Origin of the sequence: Dyadobacter koreensis (assembly GCF_900108855.1) — a bacterium.
Lineage (GTDB): Bacteria > Bacteroidota > Bacteroidia > Cytophagales > Spirosomataceae > Dyadobacter > Dyadobacter koreensis.
On the sequence record NZ_FNXY01000001.1, the window covers coordinates 689551 to 708722 of the forward strand.

The window sequence follows — 19172 nt, forward strand, 5'->3', positions numbered from 1 at the left end:
CCTACGTTATTAACACCATTAATTCATTATCAAATTAACATTTCCCTTTTCATGAATTTTTATTGTAAAGCTAAAACAATAAGATTTTTAGCACTTAGTATTTTACTTCTGATACTGGCGCCTATGCTGGTGGTGGGCCAACAGGTGACCACTACCCCGCAAAATGGTGCCGAACAGAATACACTCGCCAGCGGCACTTTGGAGGACATTATTCAGTATGCCATCAAAAATCAGCCGATTATTCAGCAGTCTGTCATTGACGAGCGTATTGCTGAGAATACCGTAAAAAGCAAACTCGCAGACTGGTATCCGCAAATTAACTTTAATTATAATTTGCAGCATAACTTTATTATTCAGACGAGTGTCATTGCCGGAAATCCTGTAAGACTCGGTGTAAACAATACCTCCGCAGGTCAGTTTACACTTTCACAGGCGATTTTTAACCGCGATGTTTTGCTTGCAAAAAGAACAAGAGGCGATGTGCTTCTTCAGGCTAGCCAGAATACAACTTTTAACAAGATCGATCTTGCCGTAAATGTTTCTAAAGCATTTTATGATGTGCTGGCAACAACCGAGCAAATCCGTGTATCCGAAGAAGATATCGTTCGATTGGAAAGAAGTCTGAAAGATGCACAGAATCAGTATCAGTCGGGAGTAGCTGATAAAATCGACTACAAAAGGGCGACCATTTCACTTAACAACACCAAAGCTGCGAAGAAAAGCAACGAGGAAGTTTTGAAAGGAAAAATGGAATATTTGAAATCACTGATGGGTTATCCGCTTGGCAACGACCTGAAAATCACTTACGATTCTCTTCAGCTGGAACGAGAAACGATGCTGGATACTGTTCAGGGACCGGAAGTTAATTCCAGAATTGAATTTCAACAATTGAGCACTCAGAAAAGACTTTTGGAGTCAAATTTGCAGTACAACAAAATGAGCTTCCTGCCAACAGTTTCAGCCAACGGAGCTTATAACCTGAACTACCAGAACAACCAATTCAGCGACCTTTACGGAAATAATTTCCCCAACTCTTTTGCAGCGCTGACTTTGAGTCTGCCGCTTTATCAGGGAGGAAAACGCAAGGCAAATATCAATACCGCAGAATGGCAGGTAAAACGCGTTGACCTGGATATCAAGAATTTGAAACTGAATGTCAATTCAGAATATTCTAACGCACTGGGATACTACAAAGGAAGCCTTGCAAATCTTATTGCGCAAAAAGAAAATGTGGATTTGGCAAGAGAAGTATACGATGTGATTCAGCTGCAATATCGTTCAGGTATCAAAACATATCTGGAAGTGATCACTTCTGAAACCGATCTTCGCCTGGCAAGAATTAATTATTACAATGCACTCTATCAGGTACTGGCCAACAAGATCGACGTACAGAAAGCCCTTGGTCAACTTAACTATTAATTATTGAAACTCCTTGATACCATGTTTTTAAATACAACAAAATATTATACCGCAGTACTTTCAGTTTTGGTACTGGCTTCCTGTGGAAAAAAGAATGATCAGCAGGCGGCTATGCAAGGCCCGCCACCCGTGAATGTAACGTTGCAGGAAGTAACGTCGACTGATGCGGTATACCACGACAATTACCCAGGTACTGTAACGGCCTTGAATCAAATAGAGCTTCGTCCTCAAGTGACTGGTTTTATCACCGGCATACATTTTCAGGATGGCTCCAGAGTGAGAAAAGGACAGCTTCTGTATACGGTCGACGCGCAACTATATTCTGCCAATTACGAACAAGCCGTTGCCAATTTAAATGTGCAGAAAGCAAATGTGGTAAAAGCACAGAAAGATGCAGACCGTTACCATGAACTTGATAAAAATGATGCGGTGGCCAAACAGCTCGTTGATAACGCCGACGCGGCGCTGGAAGTTGCAAAAAGACAAGCAGAAGCAGCTCAGGCAAATATTTCGGCTGTTTCGACAAGCGTTCGTTATACGAAAGTAACTGCGCCATTCGACGGGGTAATCGGAATTTCACTTGTAAAAGTGGGTGCAGCGGTTACAGCAGGACAAACCGTTTTAAACACTGTTTCAACTGACGGGCAGCTTGCAGTTGACTTTAATCTGGATCAGAAAGAAATTTTCCGTTTTACCAACCTTTTGAAAACAAGCAACGCAAAGGATTCAACTTTTACTTTGGCTTTTGGAAAGGATATTTATCCATTCCCCGGAAAACTGCAACTTATCGACCGCGCTGTTGATCCGCAAACAGGATCGATCAAAGCCCGTCTTGTTTTTCCAAACAAGGATAATATGTTGAGATCTGGTATGACAGGAACAGTTAGAGTCCGTAATAATGCTTCCGCGCAATCAGTAATTATTCCTTATAAAGCGGTAACAGAACAGTTAGGTGAATTCTTTGTTTATGTTGCTGGTGATTCAAGTAAAGTTACTCAGCGCAAACTCGTTTTGGGTGAACCTATTGGTGCGAATATCATCGTAAAGGAAGGTTTGAAAGCAGGCGAAAAAATTGCAGTGGAAGGTGTTCAGAATCTCCGTGAAGGTGCTGTGATCAACACCGCTCCCCCAGCAGCAGCTCAGACCAAAGGTGCCACAAAATAACGGTAAGCTAGAAAAACAGGAATAAGCGGCCATAAGCCTGACCTCCTTCTGATTCCCTTAAATACTAAAAAAATGATTGCAGATATCTTCATTAAAAGGCCGGTTACGGCAATCGTTACCTCGATTGTAATCGTGCTTGTCGGCCTTATTGCATTAACCACTTTACCGGTGGCCCAGTATCCTGATGTAACCCCTCCTACGGTGACTATTTCAGGAACATTTACAGGAGCGGATGCTCAAACGGTTGAGCAGACTACTACAACCGCGATTGAAACCCAGGTGAATGGTACGCCCGGCATGAGTTACATGTCATCAAATAGTACCAGCAGCGGACAAAGCAGCATTAACGTAGTTTTTGATATTGGTACTGATGTAAACATTGCGGCTCTTGATGTTCAGAACCGTGTGAGTGTGGCAGAACCTGCCCTTCCCGATGTTGTAAAAAGATTAGGGTTAACGGTTCGTAAAAGACAGCCGAGTATCATGATTGCCCTTGCACTTTATTCGCCTAACGGAACGCACAGTGCACAGTTCATTGGTAACTACGCGAACATCTATATCAAAGATAGGATTCAACGTGTTAAAGGTGTGGGTGATATTGTTTCCCGCGCCGATGATTTTGGTATGCGTATCTGGTTAAACCCGGAAAAACTTGCCAATTTAAACATGACACCATCTGACATTTCTGCCGCTCTTGCCGAACAGAACTTGCAGATTGCTGCGGGTACTGTTGGAGCGAATCCACAGCCGACCCAGCAGGCATTTGAATATAGCGTACTTACAAACAGCCGTCTGAATACAAAAGAGGAATTTGAAGATATCATTGTTCGTTCGGCACCGACCGAAGGAAGTGTGGTTTATCTGAAAGATGTAGCACGTGTGGAACTTGGTAAATTTGATTACAATGCCAATGCCTTCGTAAACGGAAAACCCGCTGCGTTTGTATTGATTTATCAGGCGCCGGGAGCTAATGCCCTTGATACCTATGATGGTGTAATGGCTGCGCTTGCAGAAATGAAGAAGACTTTTCCAAAAGATATTGATTACGTAATTCCGGTTGAAACAGCTTCTGTGGTAAGGGTTTCGATTGAAGAAGTATTACATACATTTGGAGAAGCGATGATTCTCGTTGTAATTGTAGTATTCCTGTTCCTTCAAAACTGGCGCGCAACTTTGATTCCGATTCTTGCGATCCCGGTATCGTTGATCGGAACATTTATCTTCTTTATTCCTTTTGGATTTACAATTAATACACTGACCCTTTTCGCTTTCGTACTTGCCATTGGTATTGTGGTCGATGATGCAATCGTGGTAGTCGAGGCCGTCCAGCACAATATTGACCACGGCAGGCTCTCGCCGAAGGCAGCGACAGAAAAGGCGATGAAAGAAATTTCCGGACCGGTTATTGCGATTGCCCTTATTTTAGCGGCGGTGTTCGTACCGGTAAGTTTTGTACCTGGTATTGTAGGTAGACTTTATCAGCAATTTGCGATCACGATTGCAGTATCTGTACTCCTATCTGCATTCGTTGCGCTCTCGTTGACACCTGCACTTTGTGCTATGATGTTGAAGCCAACAAAAGGTGCCGGTGAGAAAAAGAACTGGCTTGAAAAGTTCTTTGACAAATTCAACCGCTGGTTTGACGGCGTCTCCCATTCTTATACGAGAGGTGTTGCAAAGTGGATAAAAGGAACTCCGTACGTGATCATCATGATGGTCTGTCTGATCGTTGGTCTTGTATTTTTGTTTAAAAACAAACCATCCGGCTTTATTCCAGTGGAAGATGAAGGACGTTTGTTCGTGACCTATGAGATGCAGGAAGCTGCCTCTACGACTCGTAATATTGCGATGATTAAAGACATCATGGCCCGTATTTCGAAAATCCCAGAAATAAAAACGGTTGGTGGTCTTGCAGGACTTAACGTTATCAGCTTCTCTAACAAGTCCAACGTAGGTACCATGTTCGTAAGTTTGCATCCGTGGGCAGACCGTAAAGGCGCTGAACATCACGTGCAGGCTGTTATTTCAGAAATCCAGAAACGTACCGGAGATATTAAGGAAGCTCGTGTTTTAGCAATTGCTCCTCCGGCAATTCCAGGTCTTGGACAGACGTCTGGTTTTACTTTTGAACTTCAGCAGACAACCAGTACCGATGATATCAAAAAGTTTGAAGCTGTTACCCAAAAATTCCTTGCCGCTGTAAACCAGCGCCCTGAAATTGGTTTTGCATACACATTCTTCAATGCAAAAACACCTTCGTATCAGATTGATGTGGACCGTGATAAAACCAAAAAACTGGGAGTTCAGGTGAATGACGTGTTCCAGACACTCTCTACATTGCTCGGTAGTACGTATGTGAACGACTTCAACCTTTATGGACGTAACTTCCGTGTAATGGTTCAGGCAGACAGTAGTTTCCGGTCAAACCTTGATCAGTTAAATAAATTTTATGTAAGAAATTCACAAGGCAGTATGGTTCCGCTTTCAGCGATCATTACGACAAAAGTGGTTGAAAACCCTGCCTTGATTTCTCACTACAACATCTACCGTGCTGTTGAGATTAACGGAACTCCAAAACCAGGATTCAGTAGCGGCCAGGCGATTCAGGCTTTGAAAGAAGTAGCCGAAACACTTCCTGATGGTTATGGATATGAATTTTCCGGTATGAGTTCGGAAGAGATCAAAGCCGGCGATTCGACAACTACAATCTTTGCGATATCCATCGTCTTCGTATTTCTTTTCCTTGCAGCGCTTTATGAAAGCTGGTCAATTCCGTTCTCAGTACTCTTTGCCGTACCGATCGGTGCCTTGGGATCGATTATTACATTGACGCTTTTGCCAAACCTTACGAATAACATTTACGCCCAGATTGGTCTTATTACACTGATAGGTCTTGCTGCGAAAAATGCGATTTTGATTGTTGAATTTGCCAAAGAACGGGTAGATTCCGGAATGGAACTAGTCAAGGCAACGTTGGAAGCGGTTCAGCTTCGTCTTCGGCCAATTATCATGACATCGCTTGCCTTCATCCTTGGGGTACTTCCCCTGGCCTTTGCAAGTGGTGCGGCAGCAGAATCACGTAAAACAATTGGGTGGACTGTATTTGGAGGTATGCTTGCGGCGACTTCTCTGGCTATCTTCGTTGTTCCGGTTCTTTTTGTGGCGATTGAAAAAATTGCTTATAAACGTAAAAAGAGAAAACAAGATCGCGAATCCAGATTGATCTAACAGATTATTTCCCAAAAAAAATAGGCGTGAAAGCAAATGTTTTCACGCCTATTTTTTTGGGAAACCCGCGACCTGTCTGAACACTTGTTTGGTGCAATCAAATCCAAGTCTCACCATTTTGAAGGTTAGACAATCTATATACAAAACCTGCATGTTTATTTAATTTGCATTTAAACGTGAATTTCGTAATATTTATTCTACGATATACCTGACTAATCTTTTGAAGTATGAGAATTGCCATTGCATGTCTTCTCTTGTTGGTTATGATGGCTGGTTCAGCCTTAGGTCAGGTGGAGAAAATAAAACGATTGCAGCAAAAACTTTTAGTAACCAGAGACAGCACTCAATATACTGACCTTCTTAATAGGGTTGCGCTTCTTTTCTACGAACAAAACCCGGATAGCACACTTCATTATGCACTGCATGCCCGGGCAATAGCCTCAAGATTGGGATATAAAAAAGGCTTGGCAGATGCTAGAAATAATCTTGGTGTTGTCTTTGACATAAAAGGGAATAACCAACTTGCGTTGCGCTATTACAATGATGCATATAACCAGTACGTCGCGCTTAAAGACTCTTCCAATATTGTTCAGACCCTGATGAATATCGCTATGGTTTATAAAGTCAGCGGGAAAGATCAGAAAGCATTGTCCAATCTGGACCAGGCACTTTCACTTGGCAACCAAATTTCGCATGATTCGATTACCGCGCTGGTTATTTACAATTATATCCTGAGCTATCCTGATAAGTTTGATTCAAAAAAGAAGGAAGAACTGATCGACCGCGCCAGTAAGATTTCGGTAAAATACCGAGATTCGCGTCTTGCGCTGGCCATTCAACAATTAAGAGCGGACGATCTTATCGCGGCTGGCCAGGTCGAAAGAGGCAAGGAACTTCTTGAAAGCACACTTGAAAATGCTATGAAAATGCAATTATATTTTCTGAGCATGGATTTAATGATCGATCTGGCAGATAACTATCTAAACAGTAACCCTGAGAAAGCAATCGGCTTATTAAATCAGGCGCTTGGTATAGCAGAACAAAAAAGTTACAGAACATATGCCAAAGACATCTGTAAAAGACTGTATGACATATATTTAGAAAAAGGAGACAGGTTTTCTGCTTTTATTTATAGTCAAAAGTTACTGCAAATTTTCGAACAGCAGGCTGAAATCGATAAATCGTCAGGCATCGATTACACCGAATACGCAGTCAAAGACCAGGAATTGGTATCGCAGCAACTAGTCTCGGACTATAATACAAAATTACTTTGGCTGGCTGCCGCAATTTGTTTTCTAACACTGATGAGTATCTTATTCTTACTAAGAAATGCCAAACTAATTGAAAGAAAAAACCAGGTACTAAGAATACAGTTCAGTCAACTGGAATCAGCCAGCGAAGCACTTGAAAAAACCAACCAGAATTATGCCAAATTAATAAAGATTGTAGCTCACGATTTACGAAATCCCATTGGAGCGATTAGTTCTTTCAGTTCACTTCTTAAAGATGAAAACCTGACAAAGGAAGAGCGCACGCAGTTTCTCGAACTTATTCAGGATTCCAGCGATAGCTGCATCAAACTGATTGGTGATTTATTGGAAACCGATTTCAATTTTAACGAATCGGAACTTGAAAAGGAATCTATCGATCTTCCAACGTTTCTTCAGCATACTGTCGCCCTTCTCTCATTCCGCGCCGCAGAGAAAAAACAGCAGCTCATTCTGACCGAATATCCTCAGGCACAGCTGACGGCTGATCGGGATAAACTGGTCAGGGTTTTAAATAATCTTATTGTCAACGCAATCAAATTTAGTCCGGAACAAGGTGTCATTCAGGTCAGTGCGCAGAAAACATTTTTAGGGGTCAAAATACTGATAAAAGACAATGGCGTGGGTATATCCCAACATTCAGCTGAAAAATTATTTGAGCCATTCACTTCATCAAAACGCGTTGGAACTGCCGGCGAACAACCTTTCGGACTGGGTTTATATATATCTAAACAGATTTTAGCTGCCCACAGAGGTAAGATCTGGTTTGAAAGCGTCGAGGGAAAGGGAACAACCTTTTTCATTTTCATACCTGATTAGAGGGAGTGGTAGTAAAAATTTAAGATTCCTTTTAATTCTTGTAGGCAGTTACCAAAGGCTCGTTTTTGATCATTTAACTATTTTCACAGAGAATATCCTTCCCGCTGTTTTACCATAATTTGCTTCAACCGCTATTCGAATATTCGTTTTCCCTTTCGTTAACCGGTGATCTATTTCGTACTCAAAATCATAAAATTTCCCACTTTCTGCTCCATCCCACGTGATCGTTTTGATCACTTCTCCGTCAACTTTAATATCGAATTTCCTATTTTTATCGTCACCAATATATGATAAAAGCAGGTTATTTTTTAATTCGGGATCAACTTTCATGTTGAACGAAAAGAACCCTTTACTCCGGGCTTCGCGTCCACTGACCCCAATTGCCGCATCAATGTAGCTATTGGCACTTGCTTTAAGATCATGGTCTCGCTCTGGCTGCATCTCTCCTATTCTAAATTCATCAATAGTGCGTTCTTTAATTTTTCTGGATCTTTCCTTTTCAATTTCATACTCCTTTTCACGGGTTGCCCAGTCAGCAGGGCTAAAAAAATCCCAGTATATACCATAGTAAGTATCGATGGTCTGATAAAAGGGCTGCAGTTCCGGATCAAATGGTTTACCGACTCCTTTCATCTTAAAGTGCAGTGGCTTGCCATTTACAGGTTCTACCCAGTCGTTTACATTTCGGTTGTCTGTTAGCAAAACTGGCGTGCTGTATGCAGCCTCCGGCTGCTTTTGCCCTAGGTCCCCTGCAAGTACCAAAGGACCGTATAAAATCGCGATCCGCGAATCGTTACCAGCCAGCGCTTCTGCATGAAGAGATTTTACCGGCGTAAAACTGATCAGATCACCTTTTTCCCAATTTCGTTCTACAACAATAAAACCATCTTTATCTGTTTGGCTGGCAAATTTATCCCCGTTGACTGTCAGCATGTAGTTAGTTGCCCAATAAGGTTTACGGATTTTGACAGCGAATTGGCTAGGCTTTTCACTTTCCACAAGAATTTTAACAGCTTCTTTTTTTAGAAAATCTGTTCTCATCGTAAGCTGTGTTTTATTCGTTTGCCAGTTCAAATGAGAAGGAATGAAAAGGTTTACATACAAACTTTTCCCATCAGCTGATTCAAAATAGATACCCTCTGTATATTTTGCATGATTTTCGATACCCGTTCCAACGCAGCAAGTAAAGGTATCAAAAGGGTCGCTGAACGTTTTCCGAGCTCCCGTTCTTAATGGAACAAAATAACACATCATCGCGGTATTTGGATTCTGTGAGGCAAGGATATGATTGTACAATGTCCTCTCGTAATAATCTCCAAGGCGGGAAGTTGGATGCCAGCTAAACAGGTGTCCTGTAAGTTTCAGCATGTTATATGAGACACAAGTCTCAGCCGTATTGTCGCTCAGCCGGTCATTCAGTTTATCCTCTGGACCCAGATATTCATAATTCCCGTTGCCGCCAATCACATAAGAATGATGATCGATCAGTGTATTCCAGGTGAAAGCCGCGATTATACTGTCGGATTTATTACCCGTGAGCTCATATTGTACTGCACTTCCGATTGTTTTTGGAATATTGGTATTGGAATGTTTGCCGGGAAATGGATCAATTTGCTCAGATAATGGTTTCATTACAAAATCGTCATAAAACCGGTATGAGAGATCCAGATATTTTTTCCGTCCAGTGATGGCATAAATCTGGGCAAGAACGTCATTCATCCCTCCATACTCACAACGGAGCATCTTTTGCATCTGCTGTTCGTTAAGGTTTTTCAGGATATTTTCAGTCCAATCAGCCATACCGGTTACTACCGAAAGTGCCTGTTCATTTTTACAATATAAGTAGGAATCTACCAGGCCGGCCATTACTTTGTGAACTGTGTACCATGGTGCCCAGCCACCGTTCAGGTCGAATCCCGAAGAATTAATGTCCCCGATTGAAACTTTGTAAAAAAGACTGTCTTCCTTCGGAATAGCGCCTACATATCCGTTCCTTCTAGCTGACTGGCATCTTGCCAGTTCTGCGACTATATAGTCAACTCTCTTCTTAAATTCCACGTTTCCGGTCGCAGCATACATCAGGCTCGATGCAGAAAGATAGTGTCCGAGCGTATGACCTGATAAGCCGTCACTTTCCCATCCTCCATAAACTTTTGCTTTCACAGGAAGTTTCGCATTTTCGTAGAATCGTGCCAGAAGACGATCTGGCTCAATTTGTAAAAGGTAAACCGAATCCTTGCTCATAGCATGACTGAAAACGTTGCCATTTAATAGCTTTACGTCCTGCGGTCCAAATCCGAAAGCAGCTGGTTCGGCTTTCGATTTTGCCTTGAAACGTGCATCATTTCGTATCGGTAAATAAGACTGCCCAAAAGAGCAAAGGTCGCTAAATACAAAAAACAAAATAAAGTATTGAAAAACAGTATTTTTCATATTTTATAATCTCAAAAAGAATATTTTATCCATTTTAAATTTCAGCAAAACTACTCAGTACAGTATCTTATTAGTTATTATCTTTTCACTTATCGTTTACCCATATTAACTATCTGAGATAATTCATCGGAATTTATCTGTTTAAAAACACATTCCTTACATTTGTTTTCTTTCTGAACCGATCTAAAACTATGCGTTTCAACCAGATAATCGTTCTTGACAAGACCCGTCTTAATAAGGAGGGAATTTGGGCATTACAGACTTTTTCAGACCGGCCGGTGGTCACCTACGAAGATTGCCCGCAGGATGAGAAAGAAACACTCCATAGAATATCGGACAGCGACTGCGTACTGGTGAGCTGGAAAACACCACTGACAGCAACTGTTTTAAAACAATCACCAAATCTCCGATATATTGGTATGTGTTGCAGCCTGTATGATACCTCTTCATCAAATGTTGATGTGACCACTGCGGCGCAATTAGGAATTGAAGTAAAAGCTGTCAGGGATTACGGCGACGAAGGTGTTGTGGAGTTTATTTTTGCACAACTAATTACGCAATTTAAAGGTCTTGGACGTAAGCCACAAAATGGCCTTCCAACGGAACTCAGCAGTAAAAGCATTGGTATAATCGGGCTCGGTACGCTTGGAAAAATGGTGGCTCAGACGGCTAAAATTTTTGGAATGCGTCTTTTTTACAGCGGGCGAACTGAAAAACCGGAGGTGGAAAAACTTGGTATCAAAAGGCTTTCCATAAATACTCTTTTCCAAACTTGTGATATTATAACCGTTCATGTACCAAGAAATACTCTTGTTTTGGATCAGACAGCCTTTCTTTCCAAAAAGAAAAAGTCTGTTTTTATCAATACTTCACTCGGCCAGCCTTTTGAAGAAAATGCGCTGTTGAACTGGCTATTTCAAGATCCTGAGTCTTTTGCAATTTTCGATTCTGATGGAGCAGGATCACTTTTCGACAAATTATCGAAATTAGATAATGCAATTCTTTACCCTTTATCCGCCGGGTTTACTGAAGAATCCGGTAAAAGATTGACTGAAAAAACATTACAAAACATTGAAGCCTATTTTTCAGAAAACATTAATAAGTTTTGAAAAGCCGAGTCTGCAAGCTCACAAACACCGCATGTCCATCTCAGAATGATTTATTATGCCTTGTTAAACAGGAGTAATACACAGATTTAAAACAAAAAACCCGGCTTAGGAGCCAGGTCATAAATCTACGAGATAAATTTGATCAAACTTTTCCTCGAACGATCTTCGACAACAAAGAAAACGGCCTGATCTTCTTTTCCAGAAGTGTAAAAATATTTTTACCAGAATTGAAAGTCCTTAGCTTATTACCATTGTAGGTTTGAACTACCTTTTCACCGGTCAACATATTTTCCAGACTGTTTCGCAAGAACAGTTCCTTGGTAACCATGTTTGACAACATCGGTGTATAATAGTAGCAATCTCTAAAGAAATAATGAGTTACCTGCGACCAGCGCGTGGTTCCATCTTTGGTAACTGGTGATCCCCCATGAATGATGTTAGAAGACCAGATGAGAACGTCACCTTTTTTGGCCAGGAATTTTTTCTTCTCAAACTTATTTGCATCAACGATTTTTTCTATAAAGTCTTCGTAGTCAACATAATCACTATAAGACGATGTTTTAGAATCAGGCTTTATGTGAGAGAAATCATACTCAGGCAGACGGTGTGATCCTGGAAAGTAAAATACCGGTCCTTTATCTTCGGTAATATCCTCCAGTGCTACCCAGACGCCGCACATAAAACGGGCTGGTAATGAGCTAAAATGTATGGTATCGGAATGTGCCCGCTGCTGTGATCCGAATTTAAAATTAAGCGTTTGGAACGGGATTGGTTCCCGATCATAAAACAATTGCAGCATTTCCAGAATTTTGGGGTGACAGGCTAGCTGTTTTGAAGCTTCCGACACTTTCCAAAAATCCTGAACTCTTCGGTCGTCACGCTGCGTTTTTATCGGAAAATCAGGATTGAAAGCTTTTTTGTCTGCATCTTCGCGCGTCTTGTCGACCAGGGATTCAGGCAGGATACCCGAAATAACTACAAAACCATTTTTTTGATACTCTTTGACATAATGAAGTTGTTGATCAGTTAACTTTTTTGTTTTTAAAATCTCTTCAAAAAAGGGCGATTCGATCCATGGCAAATTCGCATTAATCATACTTTAAATTTTAAAGGGTTGTATATTTCATGACCGCAAGAAATAGTCTTGCCGTAACAAAAATACATTTATTCCATTCTCATTGTTGTAAAAAGCAATTTCGGTCGAATATTTTTTTATTCTGATAACGAATAGAAATCTCTGGGAATGGAGATTGAAAATAGGAACCCGATCACAAAAAAAGCCGGTTTTGATTGCTCAAAACCGGCTCGTTCAATATGTCTGGTTAACTTAAAGAGACCTTTTTACTTCACGAAGTTCAAAGCTTTCTATAATATCACCCACTTCTATATCATTAAAGTTCTTGATACTCAAACCACACTCATAACCATTTCTAACTTCCTGAACATCATCTTTGTAACGTTTCAGCGAGTCAATTTCTCCGGTTAGAAGTACGATACCGTCACGAACCACACGGATCTTGTTGCTACGTTTCACGAAACCATCGGTAACATAACATCCGGCAATAGTACCGATACGACTGATTTTAAATACTTCTCTGATTTCAATATTACCTGTAACAATTTCTTCGATCGTCGGAGCAAGCATACCTGTCATCGCGTCTTTGATCTCATCAATCGCACTGTAAATTACAGAGTAGTGACGAATTTCAATTTGATCCTGTTCGGCCATTTTCTTCGCATTTGCCGACGGACGAACCTGGAATCCAACAATAATCGCATCAGCAGCAATCGCAAGGTTAACATCAGATTCAGAGATCTGACCAACTGCTTTATGGATGATATTTACCTGAACTTCATTTGTTGAAAGTTGCAGTAACGAATCTGAAAGTGCTTCCACAGATCCATCCACGTCACCTTTAATGATCAGGTTAAGCTCACGGAAACTACCGATCGCCTTACGACGGCCAATTTCTTCCAGTGTGATATGCTTACGGGTACGGATCGTTTGTTCACGTTGAATCTGCTCACGTTTCACAGCGATGTCACGTGCATCACGTTCGTTTTCAAATACATTAAAACGATCACCTGCTTGTGGCGCACCATTCAAACCAAGTAACTGTACTGGCATAGACGGTCCGGCAGTTTTCAGCTTGCGACCCAGATAATCGGTCATCGCCTTTACCTTACCAAAGTGTGCACCTGCTAAAACGACATCTCCAACTTTCAATGTACCTGTTTCAACAAGTATCGTTGTAACGTATCCACGTCCTTTATCCAAAGATGCTTCCACAACACTACCGATCGCGCGGCGGTTAGGGTTCGCTTTCAGTTCCAGCAATTCTGCTTCCAGAAGTACTTTTTCCAAAAGAAGATCAATACCAAAACCTGATTTGGAAGAGATTTCCTGAGTCTGGTATTTACCACCCCACTCTTCTACCAATATATTCATGTTGGCAAGTTCTTCACGGATTTTTTCCGTGTTGGCGCCTGCCTTATCAATCTTACTGAATGCAAACACAATCGGTACACCAGCAACCTGTGAGTGATTAATCGCCTCACGTGTTTGTGGCATGATGCTATCGTCTGCTGCAATTACAATAATTACAACGTCGGTAACTTTTGCTCCACGGGCACGCATCGCTGTAAAGGCTTCGTGACCTGGTGTATCAAGGAATGTAACCTGTTTACCTGTTTTTGTTTTAACGCTATATGCACCAATGTGCTGCGTAATACCTCCTGCTTCTCCACTCGCAACGTTTTCTGAACGTATATAGTCAAGAAGGGACGTTTTACCATGATCGACGTGACCCATGATCGTTACAATCGGAGCTCTTTCGACAAGGCTTTCTTCTGTATCAACTTCTTCAACAACATCATTCTGAACTTCCTCCTCAGCTGAGATAAAGGCAACTTCAAATCCGAATTCATCAGCAATAAATGTGATCGCTTCTGCATCCAGACGCTGGTTGATCGAAACGAACATACCCATGCTCATACAAACCGAAATTACTTCCTGGACTGTAACTTCCATCAAAGAAGCCAAGTCATTTGCAGAAACGAATTCTGTTACGCGAAGTACTTTTGTTTCTTCTAATCCGTCCGCGTTTGGATCATTCTGATCTGCACGGTCGCGGCGGCGAAGTCCTTTTCCACGCGTTGCGGTACGGCTGTTGCTACCTCCGCCCATTCTGGCCATGGTTGCCTTGATGTTGTCCGAAACTTCTTTGTCAGAAACTTCTTCCCTTTTCCCGCCTCTTCTGTTGTTATTTCGTCCCTTATTCGCAGCCGCTCCCGCTCCTGCACCTGTGTTTCCGGTACCTGTACTTCCGGCAGCAGGCGTTGTTCCTGTAGTTCCGGTAGCTGGCCTGTTTGTGTTCGTACTGGTAGTCCCGGTATTTGCAGTTCGAGGCGCGTTTGTATTCGGAGCTCCGTTAGGAGTTCTTGAGCGGTTGTTATCTCTGTTATTATTATCTCTGTTTCCAGGAGTGCTTGGCGTTGTGGTAGTTCCTGTTGCTGGCGTAGTTGCCGGAGCACCTGCGGTAGCTGGTCTTACCTCATCACGAATTCGCTTGCGCTTACGGCGACGTTTTTTGTCGGTAGCCGAATCGCTTGACGCAACAGGATCTTTTTTCTTGATTCTGTCAGAAGGCAGTTCGATTTTACCAATAACCCGAAGACCACGAAGCTGCTCACCGCGCGCTTCAATCAATTCAGATTCATTGGATTCTGGTGTTGCCGGGCTGCTTTCAGTAGCCGGTTTGTTTTCAGCAACAGGAGGGGTAGTTTCTTTTACGGGAATTTCCACCGGTTTTGACTCTTCTTTTTGAGTAGGCGGCTTCACTTCGGCAACGGGTTGTACCGGGGCCACTGGTTCCGGTTTTTCAACTACTACCTCTTTTTCAGCAACTAGCTCTTTCTTTGGTTGTTCAATAATTGTATTTTCAACAGGCGGTTTCACAACCGGCTGTGTTTCTTGCTTCACTTCTTGCTGAACTTTTACTGGTTCAGCTTCTTTTACCTCGTTCTTCGGCTCTGGAGCGGCAACAGGTACAGGCGGCGGCGTTTCAGCCTTAACCTCTTTTACAGGTTCCTGGACAGGCTCTGGTTGCACCGGAGTTGGAGCAGCAACTGGCTTTTTAGCATCCAGGTCTATCTTACCAACTACTTTAATACCAGGGAGTCTGTTTTCAAAAGCAGGGGATGCTGGCTCCGCCTTTTCTTCCACCTGAGGCTTTTCTTCAATAGGTTTAGAGGGCGAATTGCGGAAATATAAAATTCCGTCAACGTCACTTTTGTGCTTTTCTTCCTTCACTTCAACAGCAGGTTCCGACGAAGTATTTCTCGGTGCCCATGAAGCTTTAAGATCTTCTGATTTGAAGTCTTTCGCAAGAAAATCAATTTGATCCGAATTAATTTTGGTATTGGGGTTACTTTCCACCTTGTACCCTTTGGCAGACAGGTGATCCACGATCGTAGTAATTCCTACGTTCAGGATCCTTGCCACTTGGCTTAGGCGCATCATTTTATCTTCTGCCATATTAGCAATTTGTAGAAAAAAGTTTTTGCATCCGTGGAAATATAAACACTATGTCAATACCTCCACATATTCTTGTAATTATTCAAACTCTTTACGAAGGATATCCAGAATATCTTCAACGGTATTTTCTTCCAAATCCGTCCGTCGAACAAGTTCCTCTTTGTTAAGCGCTAAAACACTTTTAGCGGTATCCAATCCTATTTTGTGCAATTCGCTGATCATCCATGCATCGATTTCGTCAGAGAATTCAGAAAGATCCACATCTTCATCATTCTGTTCTTCGATATCACGGAAAACATCAATCTCCATGCCAACCAGTTTGCCTGCCAACTTAATATTCTGGCCGCCTTTACCAATTGCCAACGAAACCTGATCTGGTTTGAGGAAAACTGATACACGTTTTGCTTCACGGTCAATCTGCATTGAGCTTACTTTTGCCGGGCTTAATGCACGACTGATAAGCAATTCCAGATTGTCTGTGTAATTGATCACGTCAATATTTTCATTACCCAATTCACGCACGATCGAGTGAATTCTTGAACCCTTCATACCCACGCAAGCCCCTACCGGATCAATGCGGTCATCATAGGATTCAACCGCCACTTTGGCACGCTCGCCTGGCTCACGAACCACTCTTCTCACTGAAATAATTCCATCATAAATTTCAGGAATTTCTACTTCAAACAAGCGCTCCAAGAATACCGGAGATGTTCTAGATAACGTAATTTTTGGCGTACCGTTATTCATATCCACTTTATGGATCACAGATTTAACGGATTCTCCCTTGCGGAAACGGTCCTTTGAAATTTGCTCGGTGCGTGGTAGAGAAAGCTCATTTCCTTCACCATCCATGATGATCACCTCATGACGAAGTGTCTGATACACCTCGCCTGTTATCATTTCACCAACCTGATCCTTGTATTTTTCATACATGATCTCCTTCTCCATATCTTTAATTTTCTGGATCAGGGTCTGGCGGGCTGTCTGAACCAGTCTACGACCAAATTCAACAAGCTTAACTTCTTCTGCAACTTCTTCGCCGACTTCAAAGTCATTCTGAATCTTGCGAGCCTCTGCCAGTGGAATTTTGTTATAATCCCAGATATCTTCCGAGTTGTCGTCGACAATCTCACGGGTGCGCCACATTTCAAGGTCACCACTTTCCGGGTTAATGATCACATCAAAATTATCATCAGTACCGTACTTTTTACGAATCATTGTACGAAATACTTCTTCCAAAACGCTGATCATCGTCGGACGATCAATGTTTTTTGAGCTGGCAAACTCTGCGAACGACTCAATTAATATTCCGCTATCCATTGTTATGCTTAAGAATATTTGCTGATACTAAGTTATACATAATATATAATTTCCTGCAAATCAGATCTAAATGATAATCTGATCTATAAGTTTTTAAACGAGATTTCAACAAGTGCTTTCGAGATCTGATCCACCGGGATCTCACGTTTCAGCGATGCTTCATCTACGGGCGTTTTCGATTTTTTCTTTGGCTCAGGAAGTTGAAGTGTAATACTCTCTTCTTTTGCCTCGATCAACTGACCTGAAATTGACTCTCCTGTTTTCAAAGTTACCTTCAAATTTCTTCCCAGGTTTTTCAGATATTGACGGAGCAGAACCAAAGGCTGGTCCAGGCCGGGAGAAGAAACTTCCAATGTGTAGGCTTCTGCGAAAACTTCCAGTTCTTCCAGTTGTTTCGCAAGCCTGCGGCTGATGGATGTACATTCCTGAATTGTAATTCCTTCGTCTTTGTCGACTAAAATTGTTACCTTCTGGCTTACTTTGGAAGCCTTTATCTGAATATCCACCAGAAAATAATTGCCTTCCTCCAAAAACGGAGCCAGCAAAACTTCCAAATGTTCTTTTATTGTCATGTAAGATGTACTACAAATAAAAAAGGGGATCAAATACCCCCCTCAATCAACCGATCAAACTCGAATTATTATGCAAATGTAAAACTTTTTTATCATTTGTACAAACTCTTGGAGAAGTGTTCTTTATTCAAAGTGTTCGTCTACTTTTGTAACAGGATTGAAATCATATCGCATTGTGAAAAGATTGAAAGGATTTTTTTGGTTTTTGTTTAAGTTTTTCGCCGCTTACTCTTTACTGGTGTATGCTTTAACATATTGGGTCCCCACCCCGCACTGGGCTGCGGGATTTTTAATGATGTCCCTGCCGGTCACGGTAATTATCAACATTATTTTTGTTTTTATTTTTTTGCTGGTCGATTCAAAAAAATCACTGGCGCCGATTTTCCTGATCGCTGTATCGAGCGTCTTTTTGCCAAGAACCTATCAGTTTGGCAATAAGCCGGAAAATCCTGAAAAGGGACAATCCGATAAACACAGCTTTACGATCATGAACTATAACGTTTATGGATTCTGGGTTACTCCACGCCATGTCCGGGCAGATGATATTAAAACCGAGCGGATGAAAGAATGGATCATCAAGCAAAATGTTGACATTCTGTGCATGCCGGAATTTAATAATGAAAAACAGCTGCCAACTTATAGAACTGTCAAATACTTCAGAGAATCCGGATATCCGTATTACAATTTACTTGGTAAGAAAATGAATGAAAGCACTACATTCAAAAGCCTGGCAATTTTCTCGAAATTTCCGATCATCAAACACAAGGAAGAAGCTTTCGAGCAGCAGAACGGGCTGATGTATGTTGATGTGGTTATAAGAAAAGATACCGTAAGGATAATTGGTGTGCATTTATATTCTATGTCGCTGCAATTGAAAACACTCGTTAGCCAAAAGAAGTTGGAAGGCGTAAAGCGTGAAACTAAATCTACCTTATCGTCCATGAAAAAAGGATTTTCAGCTCGGATAAGAGAAGTTGGTGTTTTGGAAGAGTGGATTAAAGAGTCCCCCTATCCTGTCATCGTTTGCGGAGATTTTAATGAAACACCTTATAGTTATTTTTATGGCCGGACAAGAGCTTTACTGAAAAATGCATTTGAAGAAAAAGGCGAGGGTTTTGGATTTACCTACAACCGGATTCCCTGGTTCATTAGAATTGACAATCAGTTTTACAATGACACCAAGCTTGACCTTTTAGATTTTAAAACATTAAAGGGTGTAAAATATTCAGATCATAATCCAAGTTTTGGGACGTATTCAGTTAATCGTGAGTAGTTAATTAATCAGGTACCAACTAAAAGCGGC

The 19172-nt window shown here is 41.7% G+C and carries 11 protein-coding genes; 6 read left to right on the forward strand and 5 right to left on the reverse strand.

Features of this window, described 5'->3' with window-relative positions; all coding sequences use genetic code 11:
* Positions 1-51 precede the first annotated feature (51 nt).
* The 4 genes from BMY70_RS02840 to BMY70_RS02855 all read left to right on the forward strand — a co-directional run bounded on the left by BMY70_RS02840 (position 52) and on the right by BMY70_RS02855 (position 7898).
* A complete protein-coding gene (locus BMY70_RS02840) occupies positions 52-1419 on the forward strand; it encodes a TolC family protein (protein ID WP_090331733.1) in 1368 nt (455 codons plus the stop codon).
* A 21-nt stretch (positions 1420-1440) separates the two neighbouring features.
* On the forward strand, positions 1441-2583 hold the full coding sequence (locus BMY70_RS02845) for an efflux RND transporter periplasmic adaptor subunit (RefSeq protein WP_090331735.1): 1143 nt from the start codon (positions 1441-1443) through the stop codon (positions 2581-2583).
* Between the two features lie 72 nt (positions 2584-2655).
* Positions 2656-5811: an efflux RND transporter permease subunit gene (locus tag BMY70_RS02850; protein ID WP_090331737.1), complete on the forward strand. Its 3156-nt coding sequence runs from the start codon at positions 2656-2658 to the stop codon at positions 5809-5811.
* Positions 5812-6038: 227 nt separating this feature from the next.
* A complete protein-coding gene (locus tag BMY70_RS02855; RefSeq protein ID WP_090331739.1) occupies positions 6039-7898 on the forward strand; it encodes a tetratricopeptide repeat-containing sensor histidine kinase in 1860 nt (619 codons plus the stop codon).
* Positions 7899-7967: 69 nt separating this feature from the next.
* On the opposite strand, the gene BMY70_RS02860 is transcribed toward BMY70_RS02855, so the two are convergent.
* Positions 7968-10331, reverse strand: coding sequence for a glycoside hydrolase family 127 protein (locus tag BMY70_RS02860; protein WP_090331741.1), 2364 nt, complete (start codon positions 10329-10331; stop codon positions 7968-7970).
* 191 nt (positions 10332-10522) lie between these two features.
* On the opposite strand from BMY70_RS02860, the gene BMY70_RS02865 reads away from it, so the two are divergent.
* Positions 10523-11440, forward strand: a complete 918-nt coding sequence (locus tag BMY70_RS02865) for an NAD(P)-dependent oxidoreductase (RefSeq protein WP_090331743.1) — start codon at positions 10523-10525, stop codon at positions 11438-11440.
* A gap of 142 nt (positions 11441-11582) precedes the next feature.
* Here the strand turns inward: BMY70_RS02865 and BMY70_RS02870 are convergent, their stop codons facing one another.
* From BMY70_RS02870 to rimP, 4 genes are all read right to left on the reverse strand, one after another.
* Positions 11583-12536: a phytanoyl-CoA dioxygenase family protein gene (locus BMY70_RS02870; RefSeq protein WP_090331745.1), complete on the reverse strand. Its 954-nt coding sequence runs from the start codon at positions 12534-12536 to the stop codon at positions 11583-11585.
* A 231-nt stretch (positions 12537-12767) separates the two neighbouring features.
* On the reverse strand, positions 12768-15977 hold the full coding sequence (gene infB / locus BMY70_RS02875; RefSeq protein ID WP_090331747.1) for a translation initiation factor IF-2: 3210 nt from the start codon (positions 15975-15977) through the stop codon (positions 12768-12770).
* A 78-nt stretch (positions 15978-16055) separates the two neighbouring features.
* Positions 16056-17297, reverse strand: coding sequence for a transcription termination factor NusA (nusA, locus tag BMY70_RS02880; RefSeq protein WP_090331749.1), 1242 nt, complete (start codon positions 17295-17297; stop codon positions 16056-16058).
* A gap of 83 nt (positions 17298-17380) precedes the next feature.
* Positions 17381-17869: a ribosome maturation factor RimP gene (gene rimP, locus BMY70_RS02885; RefSeq protein ID WP_090331751.1), complete on the reverse strand. Its 489-nt coding sequence runs from the start codon at positions 17867-17869 to the stop codon at positions 17381-17383.
* Positions 17870-18044: 175 nt separating this feature from the next.
* Between rimP and BMY70_RS02890 the strand changes: the two genes are divergently transcribed.
* Positions 18045-19142, forward strand: coding sequence for an endonuclease/exonuclease/phosphatase family protein (locus tag BMY70_RS02890; protein ID WP_090331753.1), 1098 nt, complete (start codon positions 18045-18047; stop codon positions 19140-19142).
* Positions 19143-19172: the final 30 nt, after the last annotated feature.

What these genes read in the sequence shown, in the direction of transcription:
- BMY70_RS02845 (WP_090331735.1), top strand. Translation starts at nt 1,441, where the DNA reads ATGTTTTTAAATACAACAAAATATTATACCGCAGTACTTTCAGTTTTG.
- infB (WP_090331747.1), bottom strand. Translation starts at nt 15,977, where the DNA reads ATGGCAGAAGATAAAATGATGCGCCTAAGCCAAGTGGCAAGGATCCTG.
- BMY70_RS02860 (WP_090331741.1), bottom strand. Translation starts at nt 10,331, where the DNA reads ATGAAAAATACTGTTTTTCAATACTTTATTTTGTTTTTTGTATTTAGC.
- nusA (WP_090331749.1), bottom strand. Translation starts at nt 17,297, where the DNA reads ATGGATAGCGGAATATTAATTGAGTCGTTCGCAGAGTTTGCCAGCTCA.
- BMY70_RS02865 (WP_090331743.1), top strand. Translation starts at nt 10,523, where the DNA reads ATGCGTTTCAACCAGATAATCGTTCTTGACAAGACCCGTCTTAATAAG.
- BMY70_RS02870 (WP_090331745.1), bottom strand. Translation starts at nt 12,536, where the DNA reads ATGATTAATGCGAATTTGCCATGGATCGAATCGCCCTTTTTTGAAGAG.
- BMY70_RS02840 (WP_090331733.1), top strand. Translation starts at nt 52, where the DNA reads ATGAATTTTTATTGTAAAGCTAAAACAATAAGATTTTTAGCACTTAGT.
- rimP (WP_090331751.1), bottom strand. Translation starts at nt 17,869, where the DNA reads ATGACAATAAAAGAACATTTGGAAGTTTTGCTGGCTCCGTTTTTGGAG.
- BMY70_RS02850 (WP_090331737.1), top strand. Translation starts at nt 2,656, where the DNA reads ATGATTGCAGATATCTTCATTAAAAGGCCGGTTACGGCAATCGTTACC.
- BMY70_RS02855 (WP_090331739.1), top strand. Translation starts at nt 6,039, where the DNA reads ATGAGAATTGCCATTGCATGTCTTCTCTTGTTGGTTATGATGGCTGGT.